At 51.0% G+C, this 15,907-nt stretch carries 20 protein-coding genes and 1 other annotated feature; of the genes, 6 read left to right on the top strand and 14 right to left on the bottom strand.

Translation table 11 applies throughout. The features are described 5' to 3' along the window. Positions 1-44 precede the first annotated feature (44 nt). From GW591_RS20330 to GW591_RS20290, 10 genes are all read right to left on the bottom strand, one after another. A complete protein-coding gene (locus GW591_RS20330) occupies positions 45-506 on the bottom strand; it encodes a phage tail protein (protein ID WP_013574052.1) in 462 nt (153 codons plus the stop codon). Continuing rightward, positions 469-711 carry an Rz1-like lysis system protein LysC gene (gene lysC / locus GW591_RS24165; protein ID WP_232829710.1) on the bottom strand — a complete coding sequence of 81 codons (243 nt, stop codon included), beginning with the start codon at positions 709-711 and terminating at the stop codon, positions 469-471. Before lysC ends, GW591_RS20330 begins: the two co-directional genes overlap by 38 nt. Beyond that, entirely contained in the window at positions 599-1,027 is a 429-nt protein-coding gene (gene lysB / locus GW591_RS20325; protein WP_166861311.1) for an Rz-like lysis system protein LysB, read from the bottom strand. The genes lysC and lysB overlap by 113 nt, the downstream gene beginning before the upstream one ends. Further along, on the bottom strand, positions 1,028-1,537 hold the full coding sequence (locus GW591_RS20320; protein WP_013574054.1) for a lysozyme: 510 nt from the start codon (positions 1,535-1,537) through the stop codon (positions 1,028-1,030). Continuing rightward, positions 1,518-1,739: an HP1 family phage holin gene (locus GW591_RS20315; protein ID WP_013574055.1), complete on the bottom strand. Its 222-nt coding sequence runs from the start codon at positions 1,737-1,739 to the stop codon at positions 1,518-1,520. The genes GW591_RS20320 and GW591_RS20315 overlap by 20 nt, the downstream gene beginning before the upstream one ends. Beyond that, positions 1,730-1,933: a tail protein X gene (locus GW591_RS20310; RefSeq protein WP_013574056.1), complete on the bottom strand. Its 204-nt coding sequence runs from the start codon at positions 1,931-1,933 to the stop codon at positions 1,730-1,732. The genes GW591_RS20315 and GW591_RS20310 overlap by 10 nt, the downstream gene beginning before the upstream one ends. A 211-nt stretch (positions 1,934-2,144) precedes the next feature. Beyond that, positions 2,145-2,339 carry a hypothetical protein gene (locus GW591_RS20305; protein WP_013574057.1) on the bottom strand — a complete coding sequence of 65 codons (195 nt, stop codon included), beginning with the start codon at positions 2,337-2,339 and terminating at the stop codon, positions 2,145-2,147. Positions 2,340-2,487: 148 nt separating this feature from the next. After that, positions 2,488-4,380, bottom strand: coding sequence for a replication endonuclease (locus GW591_RS20300; protein WP_119261256.1), 1,893 nt, complete (start codon positions 4,378-4,380; stop codon positions 2,488-2,490). Positions 4,381-4,473: 93 nt separating this feature from the next. Further along, positions 4,474-4,695, bottom strand: a complete 222-nt coding sequence (locus GW591_RS20295) for a TraR/DksA C4-type zinc finger protein (protein ID WP_013574059.1) — start codon at positions 4,693-4,695, stop codon at positions 4,474-4,476. Continuing rightward, positions 4,695-4,970, bottom strand: a complete 276-nt coding sequence (locus tag GW591_RS20290) for a DUF5347 family protein (RefSeq protein WP_037034122.1) — start codon at positions 4,968-4,970, stop codon at positions 4,695-4,697. The genes GW591_RS20295 and GW591_RS20290 overlap by 1 nt, the downstream gene beginning before the upstream one ends. Positions 4,971-5,102: 132 nt before the next feature. Between GW591_RS20290 and GW591_RS20285 the strand changes: the two genes are divergently transcribed. The 3 genes from GW591_RS20285 to tyrA all read left to right on the top strand — a co-directional run bounded on the left by GW591_RS20285 (position 5,103) and on the right by tyrA (position 8,186). Next, on the top strand, positions 5,103-5,693 hold the full coding sequence (locus GW591_RS20285; RefSeq protein ID WP_013574061.1) for a helix-turn-helix domain-containing protein: 591 nt from the start codon (positions 5,103-5,105) through the stop codon (positions 5,691-5,693). A gap of 288 nt (positions 5,694-5,981) precedes the next feature. Then, a complete protein-coding gene (locus GW591_RS20280; protein WP_013574062.1) occupies positions 5,982-7,058 on the top strand; it encodes a 3-deoxy-7-phosphoheptulonate synthase in 1,077 nt (358 codons plus the stop codon). Between the two features lie 6 nt (positions 7,059-7,064). Beyond that, positions 7,065-8,186 carry a bifunctional chorismate mutase/prephenate dehydrogenase gene (gene tyrA, locus GW591_RS20275; protein WP_013574063.1) on the top strand — a complete coding sequence of 374 codons (1,122 nt, stop codon included), beginning with the start codon at positions 7,065-7,067 and terminating at the stop codon, positions 8,184-8,186. A gap of 77 nt (positions 8,187-8,263) precedes the next feature. Here the strand turns inward: tyrA and pheA are convergent, their stop codons facing one another. From pheA to bamD, 4 genes are all read right to left on the bottom strand, one after another. Further along, complete coding sequence (gene pheA, locus GW591_RS20270; RefSeq protein ID WP_119261258.1) at positions 8,264-9,418, bottom strand: bifunctional chorismate mutase/prephenate dehydratase; 1,155 nt, start codon at positions 9,416-9,418, stop codon at positions 8,264-8,266. 53 nt (positions 9,419-9,471) lie between these two features. Beyond that, positions 9,472-9,596 (bottom strand) — a sequence feature (Phe leader region). After that, a complete protein-coding gene (locus tag GW591_RS24250) occupies positions 9,548-9,595 on the bottom strand; it encodes a hypothetical protein (protein WP_369794779.1) in 48 nt (15 codons plus the stop codon). (Overlaps the previous feature by 48 nt.) Before the next feature lie 133 nt (positions 9,597-9,729). Continuing rightward, positions 9,730-10,074: a ribosome-associated translation inhibitor RaiA gene (gene raiA / locus GW591_RS20265; protein WP_013574065.1), complete on the bottom strand. Its 345-nt coding sequence runs from the start codon at positions 10,072-10,074 to the stop codon at positions 9,730-9,732. Between the two features lie 281 nt (positions 10,075-10,355). Further along, a complete protein-coding gene (gene bamD, locus GW591_RS20260) occupies positions 10,356-11,090 on the bottom strand; it encodes an outer membrane protein assembly factor BamD (protein WP_013574066.1) in 735 nt (244 codons plus the stop codon). Positions 11,091-11,220: 130 nt separating this feature from the next. Between bamD and rluD the strand changes: the two genes are divergently transcribed. The 3 genes from rluD (at position 11,221) to clpB (ending at position 15,639) form a co-directional block, all read left to right on the top strand. After that, a complete protein-coding gene (rluD, locus tag GW591_RS20255) occupies positions 11,221-12,198 on the top strand; it encodes a 23S rRNA pseudouridine(1911/1915/1917) synthase RluD (RefSeq protein ID WP_037034119.1) in 978 nt (325 codons plus the stop codon). After that, the gene (gene yfiH, locus GW591_RS20250; RefSeq protein WP_119261259.1) at positions 12,198-12,935 is read left to right on the top strand and encodes a purine nucleoside phosphorylase YfiH; all 738 of its coding nucleotides are present in this window, start codon (positions 12,198-12,200) and stop codon (positions 12,933-12,935) included. Before rluD ends, yfiH begins: the two co-directional genes overlap by 1 nt. A gap of 130 nt (positions 12,936-13,065) precedes the next feature. Further along, positions 13,066-15,639 carry an ATP-dependent chaperone ClpB gene (gene clpB, locus GW591_RS20245; RefSeq protein ID WP_119261260.1) on the top strand — a complete coding sequence of 858 codons (2,574 nt, stop codon included), beginning with the start codon at positions 13,066-13,068 and terminating at the stop codon, positions 15,637-15,639. The last annotated feature ends 268 nt before the right edge of the window (positions 15,640-15,907 follow it).

Here is a 15,907-nt window from a genome sequence, read left to right as displayed (position 1 = left end):
CCGGTGACCGTTCGCCAGCGGCTGACACAACAAGGTTTATCGGATTACACCGTCCAGCTGCTGATCAGTTCGCCGTTGAGATAAACCTGACGCGGCAGCGCCACATTTTCTGGCAGTGGCGGTTCCGGGAGATGAGTGATGGTGCGCACCTCATCCTTGTCACTTACCTGGACGCGTTCTGTCAGTTGCAGCACCAGAGCGAGGCTTCGTTCCTGCTGAGTGAAGGTAAAATCATTTAGCCGGTGCAAGGCGTTGCCGAGAATTTCAGGCTGATTAACCTGCAGCCAGTCGAGAACGGTGACCACGGCCAGATCGACCAGCGTTTCGCTGAGCGCGTCGTCAGTGATCGTCACTGTCAGCGGATAGCGGTACTCAAAAGAAAGCGAAGGTGCAGATGTGGCCACCACATTGCCCGGCCCGGTGGCAATCACCAGTTTTTCAGGCGTAGCCGCAAGCAAGGGGATCTGTTCAATCAGCCGTTGTTGCAATTGAATCGGTTTTTGCATGTTGTGCCTCCTGACACTTTTTGATGGCTTCAATTTGTAAGCCGCAATCCATCAGCGCGGACTCCAGCTGAAGAATGTCGGTACTCAGATCTTCATTGGTGGCCGGTTTGCTGGCCGGAATAGGGCATGAGCTGACCGCCGGACAGCCAACGTAAATAATCGCTGGCGGAGCTGAAGGCGGGACGCTGGTGCAACCGGCTGATATCAGCAGGCAGACTGCTGTCAGCCCACTGACGGGTTTGCGGATCATCATGGAGGCTCCTCTGCCTTTGTTGCTCACGGCTTTGCATCACTTGCCGGGCGGTGTTCAGGTCTTCGCGTAACGCCAGTTCAGCTTGCTCGCGCTGGCGTATTTGCTGGTTCAGTGTGGCGATCAACTGCTCGCGTTGTTGTAACTGTGTAATCAGGGCATCGCGTTGCTGACTGGCATTGTTGAGGTCGTGCTGTAATGAGCGATTGGAAAGCAACAGGATGGCGACCAGTAAAACCATCCCCGCCAGAAGTGCTGTTAACAGACGCATTCAGACTCCTTTCAGGCAGAGAGTACGTTCGGCATTTCGCCTGCGTTCCAGACCCCGGTTGCGTTCGCCATTGACGAAAACCCACCGTGGCAACTGGTCGCAGGCTTGTTGCCACTGCTGTTGGTTGATGAAAAACGCCAGTGTTGATTTACAGGCGGCACCGGTGCCGACGTTAAAACTGAAGGACACCACGGCATCAAAAACCGGTTGCGGCATGATCACCGGCATACATTTTTTTACGGCGCGCTCTGTCTGCTGAATATCCCCCAGCAGGTTTTCAGCGGCCTGATGTTCGGTGACTTCCTGTGCCGGTTTAACGCCGGCCGTATGACCGATGCCGCTGGTCCATACGCCAGCGCTGCATTGATAGGGTTGCAGCTGACAGCCTTCAAAATCGGTGATCAACCGCAGACCCTCTTCTGACACCTGCAAAGAGCTGTAGCCTGGCAGTGCTGCCATCAGCCCCAGGACCACGGCGGCACTACAGCGTTTAAGAGTTGAGGTTTTCATAGTCGTCTTTGCTCAGACCTTTACGTGCCAGCAACTGATAGCTTTTGCGCCGGTAGTACCAGTTGATCAAAAACGTGCCGACGCCAACTGCTGAGCCGACCAGAAAGGCGACGTCCTGCGATGTCAGACTGGCGAGCCAGGTCAGCGAAGTGGCGATGAAATAGGCGCAGCCTGAACTGATGCGCTCCGTATTCAGTCCCATAATTTGATCGTTTCCTGAACCGGTTGTTCTGCAATGTCGGGCATAAAGACGGCTGTGCCGTGAGGTAATAACGGGCCTAAATCCGCGATGCCAATATTGGCGGCATACACTTTTTCGACGACGAGTGCCGTGCGGTTGTAATAGCGCCAGCAAAGAGAATCGAGGGTATCGCCCTGTTCTGCATAGACTTTCATGAACTTTCTCCACAAGTGAGTGAAATCGTCAGGAGGTGAGTTCAGTCTGCGCAATAGCACGCCGGGCGGCAATCTGAGTGGGATGTGAAACAGCTGGCACAACAGGTAAGCAGACAGCGAAGAGAGGGAAAGGGCGGGGCGCTTAGTCCGGAGGGAAACCGGTCGGGCAAGCGCCAGTAATGTTGGCTACTACCGCCGCAGGATCTGGCAATCAGTGGGTGTCGTCAGTGCTCCCGTTGCAATACACAACGTCCTGGTTCTCGTCAGTCAGCGCCTGGCTGGCCAGCTCTGAGATCAGTGACATCACGACCAGGAATTCTTTTGGATTGCATTGCGCCGTCTGCGAAATGTCTGCGATCAATTGTATCCTGGACAACGTTAACTGTTGTTTAGTCAGGTTTTCCATTTTCTCCCCTCGCCAGATACTGTGTTTATATACAGTATTCTTTAATTGATCTGATACGTCAACAGCCAGAGTATTTTAAAATTTATAATCCATTGAATTTATGTATGAATTTTTATTGGCGCGGTTTTTGTATCAATGACTGACTTTGTCAGGCGGGAGGCGATCCACAGTTATTGACAGAACTCCAAGGTATACGAATCTTCGATATTTCCGTATAAGAAGGCCGGTGACGGACAATCCGCCACTGTGCAGTGTGTGTCAGAAAAATATGAGAGATGCCCAGATGAGGGGCATAAATGCCGATGACTTTATTGCGGGGCTCGTCGTAGGCATTTTTCTCCTCGCTGAGTTGACGGGCAACGCGAACCGTTTGCGCCTTGCGGGGAATGTGAATACCACCCTGTGCCTGAATATAACGGGCGAAATCACCTTCATCGGCAGCGCTGCGCACGTTTTCAACCCGTGCGTCAAAACGGCTGGTCAGATTCTGGTAGCGGATCCGCCTGCATTCTCGCCAGGCGCCGACTGAGGGAATACCGATGGCGTGGAATTGTGGGATCCGCCACGTCGAGGCCCAGGAGGTGACCGCAGTGGCGATATCTGTCAGCAAGCGTCCAGAGTCAAAATCGGTTTCGCCATCGAGCGCGTATCCATCGATATTCTTGGCGACGTATTTCGCGATATATCCGGCTGCGCCACCCCGGTTTAGCGGCTTGCAATTGAAACGTGACTCAGCGGCACCCGGTTCATCCGAATCTTCTTCAAGAGCATAACGGCGCATAACCTCTGTCACTTTTTGCTGCTGATCCTGCGGTGTGAACAACATCATGTGCCAGTGCGGCGTGCCGTCATGATGCGGTTCGACGACGCGTACGCCGTAAACTTTCAGGTTCCGGTCTTTAAAAGTGGTACGGATTTTTGCCCAGACAGCCACCAGATAACGCTGCGCATCTTTGGGGGTAAACGCGTGCTGCTCCCATTTCTTATTAAAGATTGGAGCAGTACGGGTTCCGGTGGTTTTCAGCGGATGATATTTTGACGGCGTGGTCAGCGTAATAAACAGCCCACAGTCGCGCTGCCGGTCAGCGACATCTTCGACGCCGGCGATCAGCGTCATCAGTTCCATACGACGAAGTTTGGGATTGGAAATGCTGGCCAATACGGTATCCAGCAAACTCAGCGTTTCACCGGATTCAACATTTTCGAGCTGGCACTGTTTCAGGTAGTTGATGGCGGATAAGCGGCGTGATACCACGTCACGGATGGCGTTTTTACTGGCATAAGGCGATGTCGCGCGGCTGACATAACCGCAGGCAATCATCAGGGATTCCCGCCACAAACGCTGTTTTGAACGCAGCTGTTTTTCCCACCATTCGCCGCTGACCAGACGTGAAATGCTTGCGACAGCCGAATGCGTTGTCATACGGCCTTTTTGCCATTTCTGCCAGTAAAGAGGTTGTACGCGGCAGGAACGTGCCATCGCGGCGACATGGCTGTAAATTTCCTGCTGTGTGCTGTCGCGCAACAAAATGCCGGGTTCGTCAGGACGGTTTTTCAGCCAGCATTCACAGTGATATTCATAGGCATCCTGCATTTGCACGGCAAGTTTGTTGGCCAGCCTTCTCAGACCGTCATCATTAAGATCGGGCAAGCGGTTAAACATTTCTTCTTCAGTGAGTAGCTTTTGCGAGATTTGACGATTCAGTGTGTTTCGCGCATTTACCAGCTTAATACGCGGCCATACGCGTTGCGTGAAAACTGTCATCAGGAAATGAAACGCCACGCGCACTCCTTTAGTTTCCAGTAAAAATGTATACCGCTGATATAACGGCGTGCGCACGCAACGGGGCAGTGCTGCCAGCTGAGAAAGGGCCGTTTGCTGGCGCTGACAAAAGTCACGGGTCAGTGGTTTTTCCAGCGGGCTGCAGAGCGCTGCGCGGGGGGCATTCCACCACCAGGTACCCGCAAAATATTGCCCTGGTGTCCGGTTAAATGCAGGTGGGGGCGAAGGGATTGTTCTGCCTCTGATATTCTCTGACATACATTTATTCCGAAAAATAAAATAGAAAATCCTCTCCGGAAATAATATTATTTCCAGCGTGATGATTAATTTTAATAATATTAATTAGACTTTTTATACGGGGCGGTAATTCTTTCTTTTAATCTCCTCAATTTCCTGACATTCAATACATCGCTGTACACCGGGGATGATTTTCCTGCGTGGCTCCGCAATCGGAGAATCACAATCCACGCAGAAGAAGGCCGACAGTGCAGGCCGGGTACGGGTTGCCTGCGTAATCTGCGCTTCGAGGATTTTTAACTGATACTCCTGCGATTCATCTATCCAGTCTGCCATCAGTAAAGTTCTCCTTTAAATATCGCCGTGAAGTGGCGAAGTGATAATAATGCCTGCATTATTTTCATTTTTTCCTCATTATTTAATTGTGAATATGTCAGTAAGGTATGATGGCGTTTAAGACCGGCGTGAAAACATAATGTGAGTTTCCATTTTTCAGGAGCCTGATCATAAATAACCTCAACCTGATTCTTACTCTGAACGAAATAAGTTTCTTTCAGATGAGCGATATGGCGCAGGCCGGTTTGGCGCTGCTGCTCTGTTCCTAAAAACATCGCGTCTCCTTATTTCTCCACGACGCCGTAAATTTGGTATCATGGTCGTCTGTCGGTACATTACATAATCAATCTAAACTTGCATTTGCGAGTTGTCAAGATGATATTTACAGATTCAGGGGTTTTCGCCAGATGCAATTAGATGAACTTGAAGGTGGAAAAGCTGTTCTGACGCGTATGCTTCAGGCTTACGGCTTTAGCATGCAGAAGGAACTGGGGGATCTGTATGGATTATCATCTGGCACGATAAGTACCTGGGTAAGAAGAGATTATTTCCCCGGTGATGTGGTCGTGGCCTGTGCGCTGGATACCGGCGTCTCGTTGCGCTGGCTGGCAACGGGCAAAGGCGCGATGCAGGATGCAAGCTCTTCGGCTGCCGTGGCGTCAGGTGAAATCCGTCAGCTTAAAAAATTGAGATTGCGCGGCGGGGAGCTTGAGGAAGAAGGCCTCTGGACGGTTGACCCTTCGCTATTGGACGATTCGCTGGCGCAGCCTGCGTATATCGTGAAAGGCAATCATTCATGGATTATCGATCTGGGCAGCACACATCCCGGCAATGGTCGCTGGCTGTTGGACATTGATGGTGATCTGGACGTTTATGATGTGGCCCGTATTCCTGGTAACCGTCTGAGCGTGACGCGTCAGGAAAGCCATTTCGAGTGTGGCGTGGATGAAGTGACTGCTTTAGGGCAGGTATTTATTACCCTGGATCGTAATCTGTAAATTTCGTCTCCTCAGCAGCTCCCTGTTGCTGAGGGTATTTCTGACGTTGTTCTCCTTCCCTCCCCTGAAATTCCTTTTTCACCGCTGACAAACCATGTGTAATATTTACGGTACATCCTTTTCGTCTGATTCGCTTTTTATGTAAAGTTAACTTTCCGTTGTCTGCATATCAATGGTGAAATGGTAATGTTAAGTTTACAACTAAGGCTTGCTAAGTTTACGTGCTGTGTTAATGTTGTCCGCAGATGCCGCCGTGGCAGCCCATTTTCCTTATAACGGAACACGATCATGCAAAAAGACGCCCTGAATAATGTTCATATCACTGCCGAACAAATCCTTATCACTCCTGAAGAGCTGAAAAACCGTTTTCCTTTAAGCGTCAGCGACGAAAACAGTATTTCCGAAGCACGTAAAACCATCGCGGATATCGTCCATGGTCGTGATCCTCGTCTTCTGGTGGTGTGTGGCCCTTGCTCAATTCATGACGTGGATGCGGCGCTGGATTACGCGCGTCACCTGAAAACACTGGCGGCCGAACTCAGCGATCGTTTGTACATCGTGATGCGTGTTTACTTTGAAAAACCGCGGACCACTGTCGGCTGGAAAGGGTTAATTAACGATCCGCACATGGACGGCACGTTTGATGTGGAGGCGGGTCTGCACATTGCCCGTGATTTGTTGCTGCAACTGGTCGGCATGGGGTTACCGCTGGCAACAGAAGCGCTGGATCCCAACAGTCCGCAATACTTAGGTGATCTGTTCAGCTGGTCAGCAATCGGTGCGCGTACGACCGAATCTCAGACTCACCGCGAAATGGCGTCTGGTCTGTCAATGCCTGTGGGCTTCAAGAACGGGACTGACGGCAGCCTGGGTACGGCGATCAATGCGATGCGTGCTGCAGAAATGGCGCACCGCTTTGTGGGGATCAATCAGGCCGGTCAGGTTTGCCTGTTGCAGACTCAGGGCAACCCGGACGGGCATGTGATTTTGCGCGGCGGCAAAATGCCAAACTACAGCGAGCAGGACGTTCAGGCCTGTGAAAAACAGATGGCCGATGCGGGACTCCATCCTTCCTTGATGATAGATTGCAGTCACGGTAACTCAAACAAAGACTATCGTCGCCAGCCTGTTGTGGCTCAGTCTGTCATCGATCAGATTAAAGCCGGTAACCGCTCTATCACGGGGCTGATGCTGGAAAGTCATCTGAACGAAGGCAGCCAGTCTTCTGAACAACCGCGTTCAGAAATGAAATACGGTGTGTCTGTTACGGATGCCTGCATTAACTGGGAAACCACGGAAAACCTGCTGCGCACGATGCATCAGGAACTGGGCGACGCGCTGGCGGCACGAATCGCAGGAGAGTAAGTTTTTATGGTGGCAGAACTTAACGCGTTGCGCGATCAGATCGACGACGTTGATAAAGCGTTGTTAGATCTCTTATCACGGCGTCTTGCGCTGGTGGCAGAAGTCGGGGAAGTCAAAAGTCGTTATGGTTTGCCGATTTATGTCCCTGAACGGGAAGCGGCAATGCTGGCTTCACGCCGTCAGGAAGCGCAGAACCTCGGTGTTCCGCCCGATCTGATTGAAGATGTATTGCGCCGCGTGATGCGTGAGTCCTACTCAAGCGAAAACGATAAAGGCTTCAAAACATTGCATCCGGCATTGCGCCCGGTGGTGATTATTGGCGGAAACGGGCAGATGGGGCGCTTGTTCACTCGTCTGCTTGAACTTTCCGGTTATCAGGTAAAAGTGCTGGAGCAGGAAGACTGGCCGCAGGCAGAAACATTACTGGCGGATGCCGGAATGGTGATTGTCAGCGTACCGATCCATCTGACTGAAGAAGTGATCGCACGTCTGCCAAAACTGCCGGATGACTGTATTCTGGTGGATCTGGCGTCAGTGAAAAATCGTCCGCTGCAGGCGATGCTGGCGGTGCATGAAGGTCCGGTGCTTGGCTTGCATCCTATGTTTGGGCCGGATGTCAGCAGCCTGGCAAAACAGGTTGTGGTGTACTGCGATGGTCGTGAACCTCAGGCCTATCAGTGGTTGCTGGAGCAGTTACAGGTCTGGGGTGCTCGCCTGCATAAAATCAGTGCGGTCGAGCACGACCAGAACATGGCGTTCATTCAGGCGTTACGCCACTTTGCAACGTTTGCTTATGGCATGCATTTATCAGAAGAAAACGTTGAAATCGAACAGTTGCTGGCTCTGTCTTCACCGATCTATCGCCTCGAACTGGCGATGGTTGGTCGCTTGTTTGCACAGGATCCGCAGCTTTACGCTGATATTATTATGTCGTCAGAAAGTAATCTGGCGCTGATCAAACGTTACTATCAGCGTTTTGGCGATGCACTTGCTCTGCTGGAAACGGGTGATAAACAGGCGTTTATCGATAAGTTCAGGCAGGTTGAGCACTGGTTCGGTGATTATGCACCGCGTTTCCTGAAAGAAAGTGGTGCGTTACTCCGTCAGGCCAACGACAATCGCAAGTAAGCTTTTCGGAAATGCTGTCTGTAAATGAAAAGAAGGGCGTTGCAGTTGTATGCAGCGCCCTTTTTGTTTGTGGAAAATTACAGGTCGACGGAAACGACGTTTTCGCTTGGATAACAGCCGAGAACTTTCAGCGAGCGTGTGATTGGAGCCAGATCCTTCAGCGCCTTTTTCATCTCTTCTGAACGCAGGTTTGCCTGCACATCGATATAAAACATCTCTTCCCACGGATTACCGTTGATCGGACGTGATTCCAGCTTGGTCATGATGATGCCCTGATCACGCAGCACCAGAAGCGCGTTCACCAGCGCCCCCGCTTGCTGGCCAGTGGCCATAATCAGCGTGGTTTTAGCCGGAACCTGGTCTGTCACTTCAATGGCTTTGCGCGCCAGAATAATGAAGCGGGTGATGTTTTCCTGCTGGTTCGCCAGGTTGTGTTCGAGCACCTGCAATTTGTACAATGCACCACCGGCTTCGCTGCCCAGCGCAGCCACGTGCGAAGAGTTGGCTGCCGCCACTTTTTCCATCGCCGCCGCAGTGCTTTCGCAGTATTCAATTTTCCAGTGAGGGAAGCGGTTAATGAACTGGCTGCATTGCTGGAAGGGTTGCGGATGGCTGTAAACCGTCTGAATCTGCGACAAATCCGTGTCTGCCGCCACCAGAACGCAATGATCGATAGGGTTTGTCAGCTCGCCCACAATTGACAAACTGGTGTGTTGCAGCAGGTCATAAACGTCATTGATTGAGCCGGAACTGGTATTTTCAATCGGCAATACCGCGTAATCAGCCTGGCCGGTTTCAACCTGAGAAAAGATATCCTGGAATTTCTGGCAGCCACATTCGATGAACTGGTCGAAATGACGTGCGGCAAACTGACGGGCAGCGAGATGTGAATATGAACCTTTCGGACCGAGGAAAGCGATGCGGGCTGAATCAGAAGAGGTTTTATTCAGATGTTGCTGCAGGAGTGCCTGCTGTGTGAGAACGGAATCTTCAATGATTAGCTGATAAACGCGGGTGATGTAATGGCCGTCCAGCCCCTGTTTTTTCCCTTCCTGAATCAGTGTGTTAATCAGTTCTGCTTCGCGTTCTTTATCGCGGATAGGGCGGTGAGAGTGCATTTTGGATTGCGCGACCTCAATCGCCATCGTACGTCGTTCTGCCAGCAGGGCCAGCAATTTCAGGTCTAATGCGCTGATGCGTTCGCGCAGAGCCAGTAATGAGTTCTCGGTCATGTTATTACCCTTTTAGATGTTCTTTCTTTCAGCAAAATGTGTGAAACGCAGGCATAAAAAAAGCCCCCTTTTCAGGAGGCTTTGTTGTTCGTCTTCGCATTCATTCTTTCGCGACGAAACGCCTCCCAATCAGGGGAAGGTAAAAAAGAATGCGAAGAAAAACAGACGGGTATTCATGTATACGTTGTTTCCATAAGTTTGATCAGAGTCTTAAAGTAACCGCTGGGTTTTCCCTGTGTCAATAAGATTCCTTCAGACACAAAAAACGCGCCCCTCAGAGCGCGTTGTTACTGACATGCCGGATAACCCGGTTATTCCTCTTCTTCCTGCACCGGTTCCAGATTGAGTTCTTTGACGCCGGACTCTGCACGGCGGGCCTCACCTTTATGCTGCGCTTTATTGAGCTGGCGCTCGAGTTTGGTCGTCATTTCGTTAATCGCAGCGTACATATCATCGTGCGTAGCACTGGCAACCAGTTTTCCGTTTGGTGTACTGATGGTCGCATCGGCGACAAATCCCTGAGGTTCTTTCGACAGGATTATGTGTGGGTTAATGAGCTGAGTTTGCCATTTATCCAGTTTTTTCAGACGCCCTTCGATGTGTTCACGAATCGCGGGGGTGATGTCCATTTGTTTACTGGTAATGTTGACTGTCATATAACTTACCTCTCTTCTTTCCGTCTCCGATGAATCCAACATACCAGCCTTTTTTACGAAATGCGTCCCTAAACTCGCGGTTTTTTGTCACTTTTTGTCAATGTTGAAGTTTATGTGACTCAGGGTAATTAATGGCCGGAAAGGCCTTGAGACTTCATTCAGGAGCAGGCATGATTGATAGGATCAGTACGTTATTCTTTCCTGTGTTTCTGCAATTATCCCCTAAAAAGAGCCAAAAAAAACGGCAGCCTGAGCTACCGTTTGTCCACGGACATGTAAAATTATGCTGCGCTGTTGGCGGCAATAATTTTCGCGACTTTATCAGCCTGAGTGTTCAGCTGCAGTTCACGGTAGGCGTTTTCCATCAACGGCAGCGCATCATGCGTTGCTTTCGTATCCGGATAATCTTTCAGCATTTGTTCTACACGGTTAACGACAGCGACGTAAGCACCGCGTTTAGTGTAGTATTGCACCACTGACAGCTCGTATTTCGCCAAACGATCTTTCAGGAATACCAAACGTTTAGTCGCGTCAGTGGCGTACTGGCTGTTTGGATACGTGTGGATCAACTGGCTGAAATCACGGAATGCTGCACGTGCATGCTGTGGATCACGGTCTGAACGATCAACACCGAAAAATCCTTGCAGGGCACTGTCATCCAACGCCATATCCGTTAAACCACGCATATACATGACGTAGTCGATATTCGGATGTGTTGGGTTCAGACGCATAAAGCGATCAATAGAAGCCTGAGCCATAGGCAAGTCAGCAGACTTGTAATAGGCATAAATCAGATCTAACTGAACTTGCTGCGAGTAAGGCCCAAACGGATAGCGGTTATCCAGCGCTTCTAATTGCGCAATAGCGCCTTTAAAGTTACCGTCCTGCAGCTTTTGCTGGGCAGTGGCATAAAGGACGTTAGGCGGGTTATCGGGAACCGTTTCTTTGGAACTGGAGCAACCGACCAGCGCCAGGCTCAACGTGGCTGCTGCCACCAGATATTTCACACGCGTCATGACGTTTTGATTATCCTCAGGTGTTATTCTGGGAGACTGTCCGTTAAGCTCCCGACAAAGACCAGCTACAATAGCACATTATTTTAAACGGCATCGCCGTGAAAACCCAACGTTAACCAAGAAGCTGCATATGGCACAACAAGTACAACTCACCGCAACGGTGGCCGAATCTCAACTCGGTCAACGGTTAGATCAGGCTTTGGCCGAATTGTTCCCTGATTATTCAAGATCTCGCATAAAAGATTGGATCCTTGAAGACAGGGTCACGGTCAATGGCAAAAAAGTGACCAAACCAAAAGAAAAAGTGTTGGGTGGCGAGGCTATCGCAATCGATGCGCAAATTGAAGAAGAAGCGCGTTGGCTGCCACAAGATATCGCTTTAGATATCGTGTATGAAGATACTGATATTTTAGTCATCAATAAACCCCGTGATCTGGTTGTTCATCCGGGCGCCGGGAATCCTGATGGCACGGTACTGAATGCGCTGCTGCATTATTATCCTGCAATTATTGATGTACCGCGCTGCGGCATCGTGCATCGCCTGGATAAAGATACCACCGGTCTGATGGTGGTGGCGAAGTCGGTGCCTGCACAAACGCACCTGGTGACCGCACTTCAGGCCCGCGAAATTACCCGCGAATATGAAGCCGTGGCGATTGGTACAATGACGGCAGGCGGCACAGTGAATGAGCCGATTGCGCGCCATTCCACCAAGCGTACGCATATGGCGGTTCATCCGACTGGCAAACCGGCGACGACACACTATCGCATCATGGAGCATTTCCGTGCTCATACGCGTCTGCGCTTGCGTCTGGAGTCCGGTCGTACACACCAGATCCGCGTGCATATGGCGCACATTAACCATCCTTTGTTAGGCGATCAACTGTATGGTGGCCGTCCACGTCTGCCAAAAGGTGCTTCAGAACCGTTCATTAATATGCTGCGCGGATTCGATCGTCAGGCTCTTCACGCTACCATGCTGCGTCTTTATCATCCGGTCACTGGTATTCAGATGGAATGGCATGCGCCACTTCCGCAGGATATGGTTGACCTGATCAATGCGCTTAAAGCGGATACCGAAGAGTTCAAGGACCAGATGAACTGGTAATGAGCGTGCTTATCCAGCCTCAGTGGCCGCAACCGGCATCGGTGCGGTCATGTGCGACAACCCGCGAAGGAGGTGTCAGTTTGCCTCCTTACGGTTCGCTTAACCTCGGCAGTCATGTCGGGGATTCTCCTGAGCATGTTGCGCTGAACCGCCAGCGGTTGATCGAGCTGGGCGGTCTGCCTGCTTCGCCACACTGGCTTGAGCAGGTTCATGGCACCGACGTGGTTCGTTTATCATCGCAAACCCCCCTTATTCCGACACAGATTGCCGATGCGGCCTATACCCGCGAGCCAGGCGTTGTCTGTGCAGCAATGACAGCCGATTGTTTACCGGTTCTGTTTTGCAGTAAAAACGGCGATGAAGTCGCTGCAGCGCATGCGGGCTGGCGTGGTTTGTGTGCAGGCGTGTTGGAAAATACGGTTGCCTGCTTTGAGGCGGCTCCCGCAGAAATCATGGCGTGGATGGGACCGGCAATTGGTCCTGCGCATTTTGAAGTTGGCGGCGAAGTTCGCGAAGCCTTTATGGCTGTGGACTCTGCCGTATCCGTCGCTTTCAGACCTGCAGGTGCCAAATTCATGGCCGACATTTACCAGCTTGCACGGTTTCGCTTGCAAGCTGCGGGTATCACCGCCCTCTACGGCGGTGAATATTGCACTGTGACAGACAGCAACAAATTTTACTCTTATCGGCGCGACGGAATTACCGGACGGCTGGCAAGTTTAATTTGGCTGATATAACCTATCGAATCAAGACGATCCATCACGCATAACAGCTGTCCTCTGAATATACTGCCAAGATAACCTTGAAAACGTGAGGGTTGACCTCATCTAATCTCCAGTAGCAATTTTGTTCAGTATTGGAGGTGTTATGCGTCTGGATCGTCTTACCAGCAAATTCCAGCTTGCCCTCGCGGATGCTCAGTCACTCGCGCTCGGGCGCGACAATCAATTTATCGAACCTGTTCACCTGATGAGTGCTTTGCTTACTCAGGAAGGCGGAACCGTACGTCCTTTATTAACGGCGGCTGGGATAGATACCCAGAAACTGCGCACGGACGTTGATCAGGCTTTGGGGCGTTTGCCGCAAGTTGAAGGTACCGGCGGTGATGTTCAACCATCCCATGAGCTGGTACGTGTTTTAAATCTTTGTGACAAGCTGGCACAACAACGTGCCGATACTTTCATCTCTTCAGAACTGTTTGTTCTGGCCGTGATGAAAGACCACGGCTCTTTAACGGATCTGTTAAAAGCCTGCGGTACAACGGCCGAGAAAATCACAGCGGCTATCGATCAAATGCGTGGGGGTGAGAAAGTGGATGACCAGAATGCCGAAGACCAGCGTCAGGCATTAAAAAAATTCACTATCGATCTGACCGAACGTGCCGAGCAGGGCAAACTGGATCCGGTCATCGGTCGTGATGAAGAAATTCGCCGGACTATTCAGGTTCTGCAACGTCGTACCAAAAATAACCCGGTGCTGATTGGTGAGCCAGGTGTCGGTAAAACCGCGATTGCGGAAGGACTGGCACAGCGCATCATTAATGGTGAAGTGCCGGAAGGTCTGAAAAATAAACGTGTGCTTTCATTAGACATGGGTGCATTGGTTGCCGGTGCCAAGTATCGCGGTGAATTTGAAGAACGTCTGAAAGGCGTGCTGAGTGATCTGGCTAAACAGGAAGGCAACGTCATTCTGTTTATCGACGAATTGCATACCATGGTCGGTGCGGGTAAAGCCGATGGCGCAATGGATGCCGGCAATATGCTGAAACCGGCTCTGGCGCGTGGTGAACTTCACTGTGTAGGTGCGACGACATTAAATGAATATCGTCAGTTCATCGAGAAGGATGCGGCGTTAGAGCGTCGTTTCCAGAAAGTGTTTGTTGCCGAGCCTTCTGTTGAAGACACCATCGCTATCTTGCGTGGTCTGAAAGAACGCTATGAGCTGCATCACCATGTACAGATTACTGACCCGGCTATCGTTGCGGCGGCCACACTGTCGCACCGTTATATCTCGGATCGTCAGTTACCGGATAAAGCAATCGACCTTATAGATGAAGCGGCATCCAGCATTCGTATGCAGATGGACTCTAAACCGGAGTCTCTGGACCGTCTCGATCGCCGTATTATTCAGCTCAAACTGGAACAGCAGGCGCTGAAAAAAGAGTCTGATGATGCCAGTGTGAAACGTCTGGAAATGCTGGAAACCGAACTGAGCCAGAAAGAGCGTGAATATTCTGAGCTGGAAGAAGAGTGGAAAGCTGAGAAAGCATCCCTGACCGGCACGCAGAATATTAAAGCCGAGCTGGAGCAGGCAAAGATTACGCTTGAACAGGCTCGCCGCGTTGGCGATCTGGGCCGTATGTCAGAATTGCAGTACGGTAAAATCCCGGAACTGGAAAAACAGCTGGCAGCGGCGACTCAGGCAGACGGTAAAACCATGAAGCTGCTGCGCAACCGTGTGACAGATGTGGAAATTGCCGACGTGCTGGCGCGCTGGACCGGTATTCCGGTTGCCCGGATGCTTGAAAGTGAACGTGAAAAACTGCTGCGTATGGAAGAAGAACTTCATAACCGTGTGATTGGCCAGAACGAGGCGGTAGAAGCAGTATCGAATGCCATTCGTCGTAGCCGCGCAGGATTGTCAGATCCAAACCGTCCGATCGGGTCATTCCTGTTCCTCGGTCCGACCGGTGTGGGTAAAACAGAGCTGTGTAAAGCGCTGGCGACATTCCTGTTTAACAGCGATGACGCGATGGTTCGCATCGATATGTCAGAGTTTATGGAAAAACACTCCGTTTCACGTCTGGTCGGTGCGCCTCCGGGTTATGTCGGTTATGAGGAAGGGGGTTACCTGACCGAAGCGGTTCGTCGTCGTCCTTACTCTGTCATCTTGTTAGATGAAGTTGAGAAGGCGCACCCGGATGTCTTCAACATCTTATTGCAGGTGCTGGATGACGGCCGTTTAACTGACGGGCAGGGGAGAACAGTTGATTTCCGCAACACGGTTGTCATCATGACCTCTAACCTGGGCTCTGACATTATTCAGCAGCACTTCGGTGAGGCCAGCTATGCGCAGATGAAAGCGTCGGTAATGGAAGTGGTCACACACAGCTTCCGTCCGGAATTCATCAACCGTATAGATGAAGTGGTTGTGTTCCATCCGCTGGGTCATGGGCATATCAAGAATATCGCCAAGATCCAGCTGGCACGTTTGTATAAACGCTTAGAAGAACACGGCTACACGGCAACGCTGACCGATGCGGCGCTGGAACTGCTGGGTAACACAGGATTTGACCCGGTTTATGGTGCGCGTCCATTGAAACGTGCCATCCAGCAGGAGATTGAGAACCCGCTGGCTCAGCAAATCTTGTCTGGCAAGCTGATCCCAGGCAAACCAATTACTGTCGATGTGGAAAATGATCACATCATCGCAAGACAGTAAATAGATAAGTAGCGGCCTTATAACGGGCTCCGGAGTCATTCGGAGCCCGTTTTTTATGCATTACTTGTGTGTTACTTATTCATTTGGTGAATTTATGAACGCTTGGTAGGAAAAGTGAAATTAGCCCTTGCGGCCTGCTGAGAACTCCCTATAATGCCGCTCCATCGACAGGGAACAACGTGAACAACATCACGAAGTGACCGGGTCGGAAAGATTAAAAACAGCGGCAACCGGATAAAATAAACGGTTGACACTGAATGAGGAAAGC

This window comes from Rahnella aceris (assembly GCF_011684115.1).
Classification (GTDB): Bacteria; Pseudomonadota; Gammaproteobacteria; order Enterobacterales; family Enterobacteriaceae; genus Rahnella; species Rahnella aceris.
Note: the sequence above shows the minus strand (reverse complement) of the source record. Positions and strands in the feature narration are given on the sequence as shown.

Excerpts from the sequence above, each read along its gene's own strand:
- GW591_RS20330 (WP_013574052.1), bottom strand. The coding sequence starts at position 506 with ATGCAAAAACCGATTCAATTGCAACAACGGCTGATTGAACAGATCCCC.
- lysB (WP_166861311.1), bottom strand. The coding sequence starts at position 1,027 with ATGCGTCTGTTAACAGCACTTCTGGCGGGGATGGTTTTACTGGTCGCC.
- GW591_RS20320 (WP_013574054.1), bottom strand. The coding sequence starts at position 1,537 with ATGAAAACCTCAACTCTTAAACGCTGTAGTGCCGCCGTGGTCCTGGGG.
- GW591_RS20315 (WP_013574055.1), bottom strand. The coding sequence starts at position 1,739 with ATGGGACTGAATACGGAGCGCATCAGTTCAGGCTGCGCCTATTTCATC.
- GW591_RS20310 (WP_013574056.1), bottom strand. The coding sequence starts at position 1,933 with ATGAAAGTCTATGCAGAACAGGGCGATACCCTCGATTCTCTTTGCTGG.
- GW591_RS20305 (WP_013574057.1), bottom strand. The coding sequence starts at position 2,339 with ATGGAAAACCTGACTAAACAACAGTTAACGTTGTCCAGGATACAATTG.
- GW591_RS20300 (WP_119261256.1), bottom strand. The coding sequence starts at position 4,380 with ATGTCAGAGAATATCAGAGGCAGAACAATCCCTTCGCCCCCACCTGCA.
- GW591_RS20295 (WP_013574059.1), bottom strand. The coding sequence starts at position 4,695 with ATGGCAGACTGGATAGATGAATCGCAGGAGTATCAGTTAAAAATCCTC.
- GW591_RS20290 (WP_037034122.1), bottom strand. The coding sequence starts at position 4,970 with ATGTTTTTAGGAACAGAGCAGCAGCGCCAAACCGGCCTGCGCCATATC.
- GW591_RS20285 (WP_013574061.1), top strand. The coding sequence starts at position 5,103 with ATGCAATTAGATGAACTTGAAGGTGGAAAAGCTGTTCTGACGCGTATG.
- GW591_RS20280 (WP_013574062.1), top strand. The coding sequence starts at position 5,982 with ATGCAAAAAGACGCCCTGAATAATGTTCATATCACTGCCGAACAAATC.
- tyrA (WP_013574063.1), top strand. The coding sequence starts at position 7,065 with ATGGTGGCAGAACTTAACGCGTTGCGCGATCAGATCGACGACGTTGAT.
- pheA (WP_119261258.1), bottom strand. The coding sequence starts at position 9,418 with ATGACCGAGAACTCATTACTGGCTCTGCGCGAACGCATCAGCGCATTA.
- raiA (WP_013574065.1), bottom strand. The coding sequence starts at position 10,074 with ATGACAGTCAACATTACCAGTAAACAAATGGACATCACCCCCGCGATT.
- bamD (WP_013574066.1), bottom strand. The coding sequence starts at position 11,090 with ATGACGCGTGTGAAATATCTGGTGGCAGCAGCCACGTTGAGCCTGGCG.
- rluD (WP_037034119.1), top strand. The coding sequence starts at position 11,221 with ATGGCACAACAAGTACAACTCACCGCAACGGTGGCCGAATCTCAACTC.
- yfiH (WP_119261259.1), top strand. The coding sequence starts at position 12,198 with ATGAGCGTGCTTATCCAGCCTCAGTGGCCGCAACCGGCATCGGTGCGG.
- clpB (WP_119261260.1), top strand. The coding sequence starts at position 13,066 with ATGCGTCTGGATCGTCTTACCAGCAAATTCCAGCTTGCCCTCGCGGAT.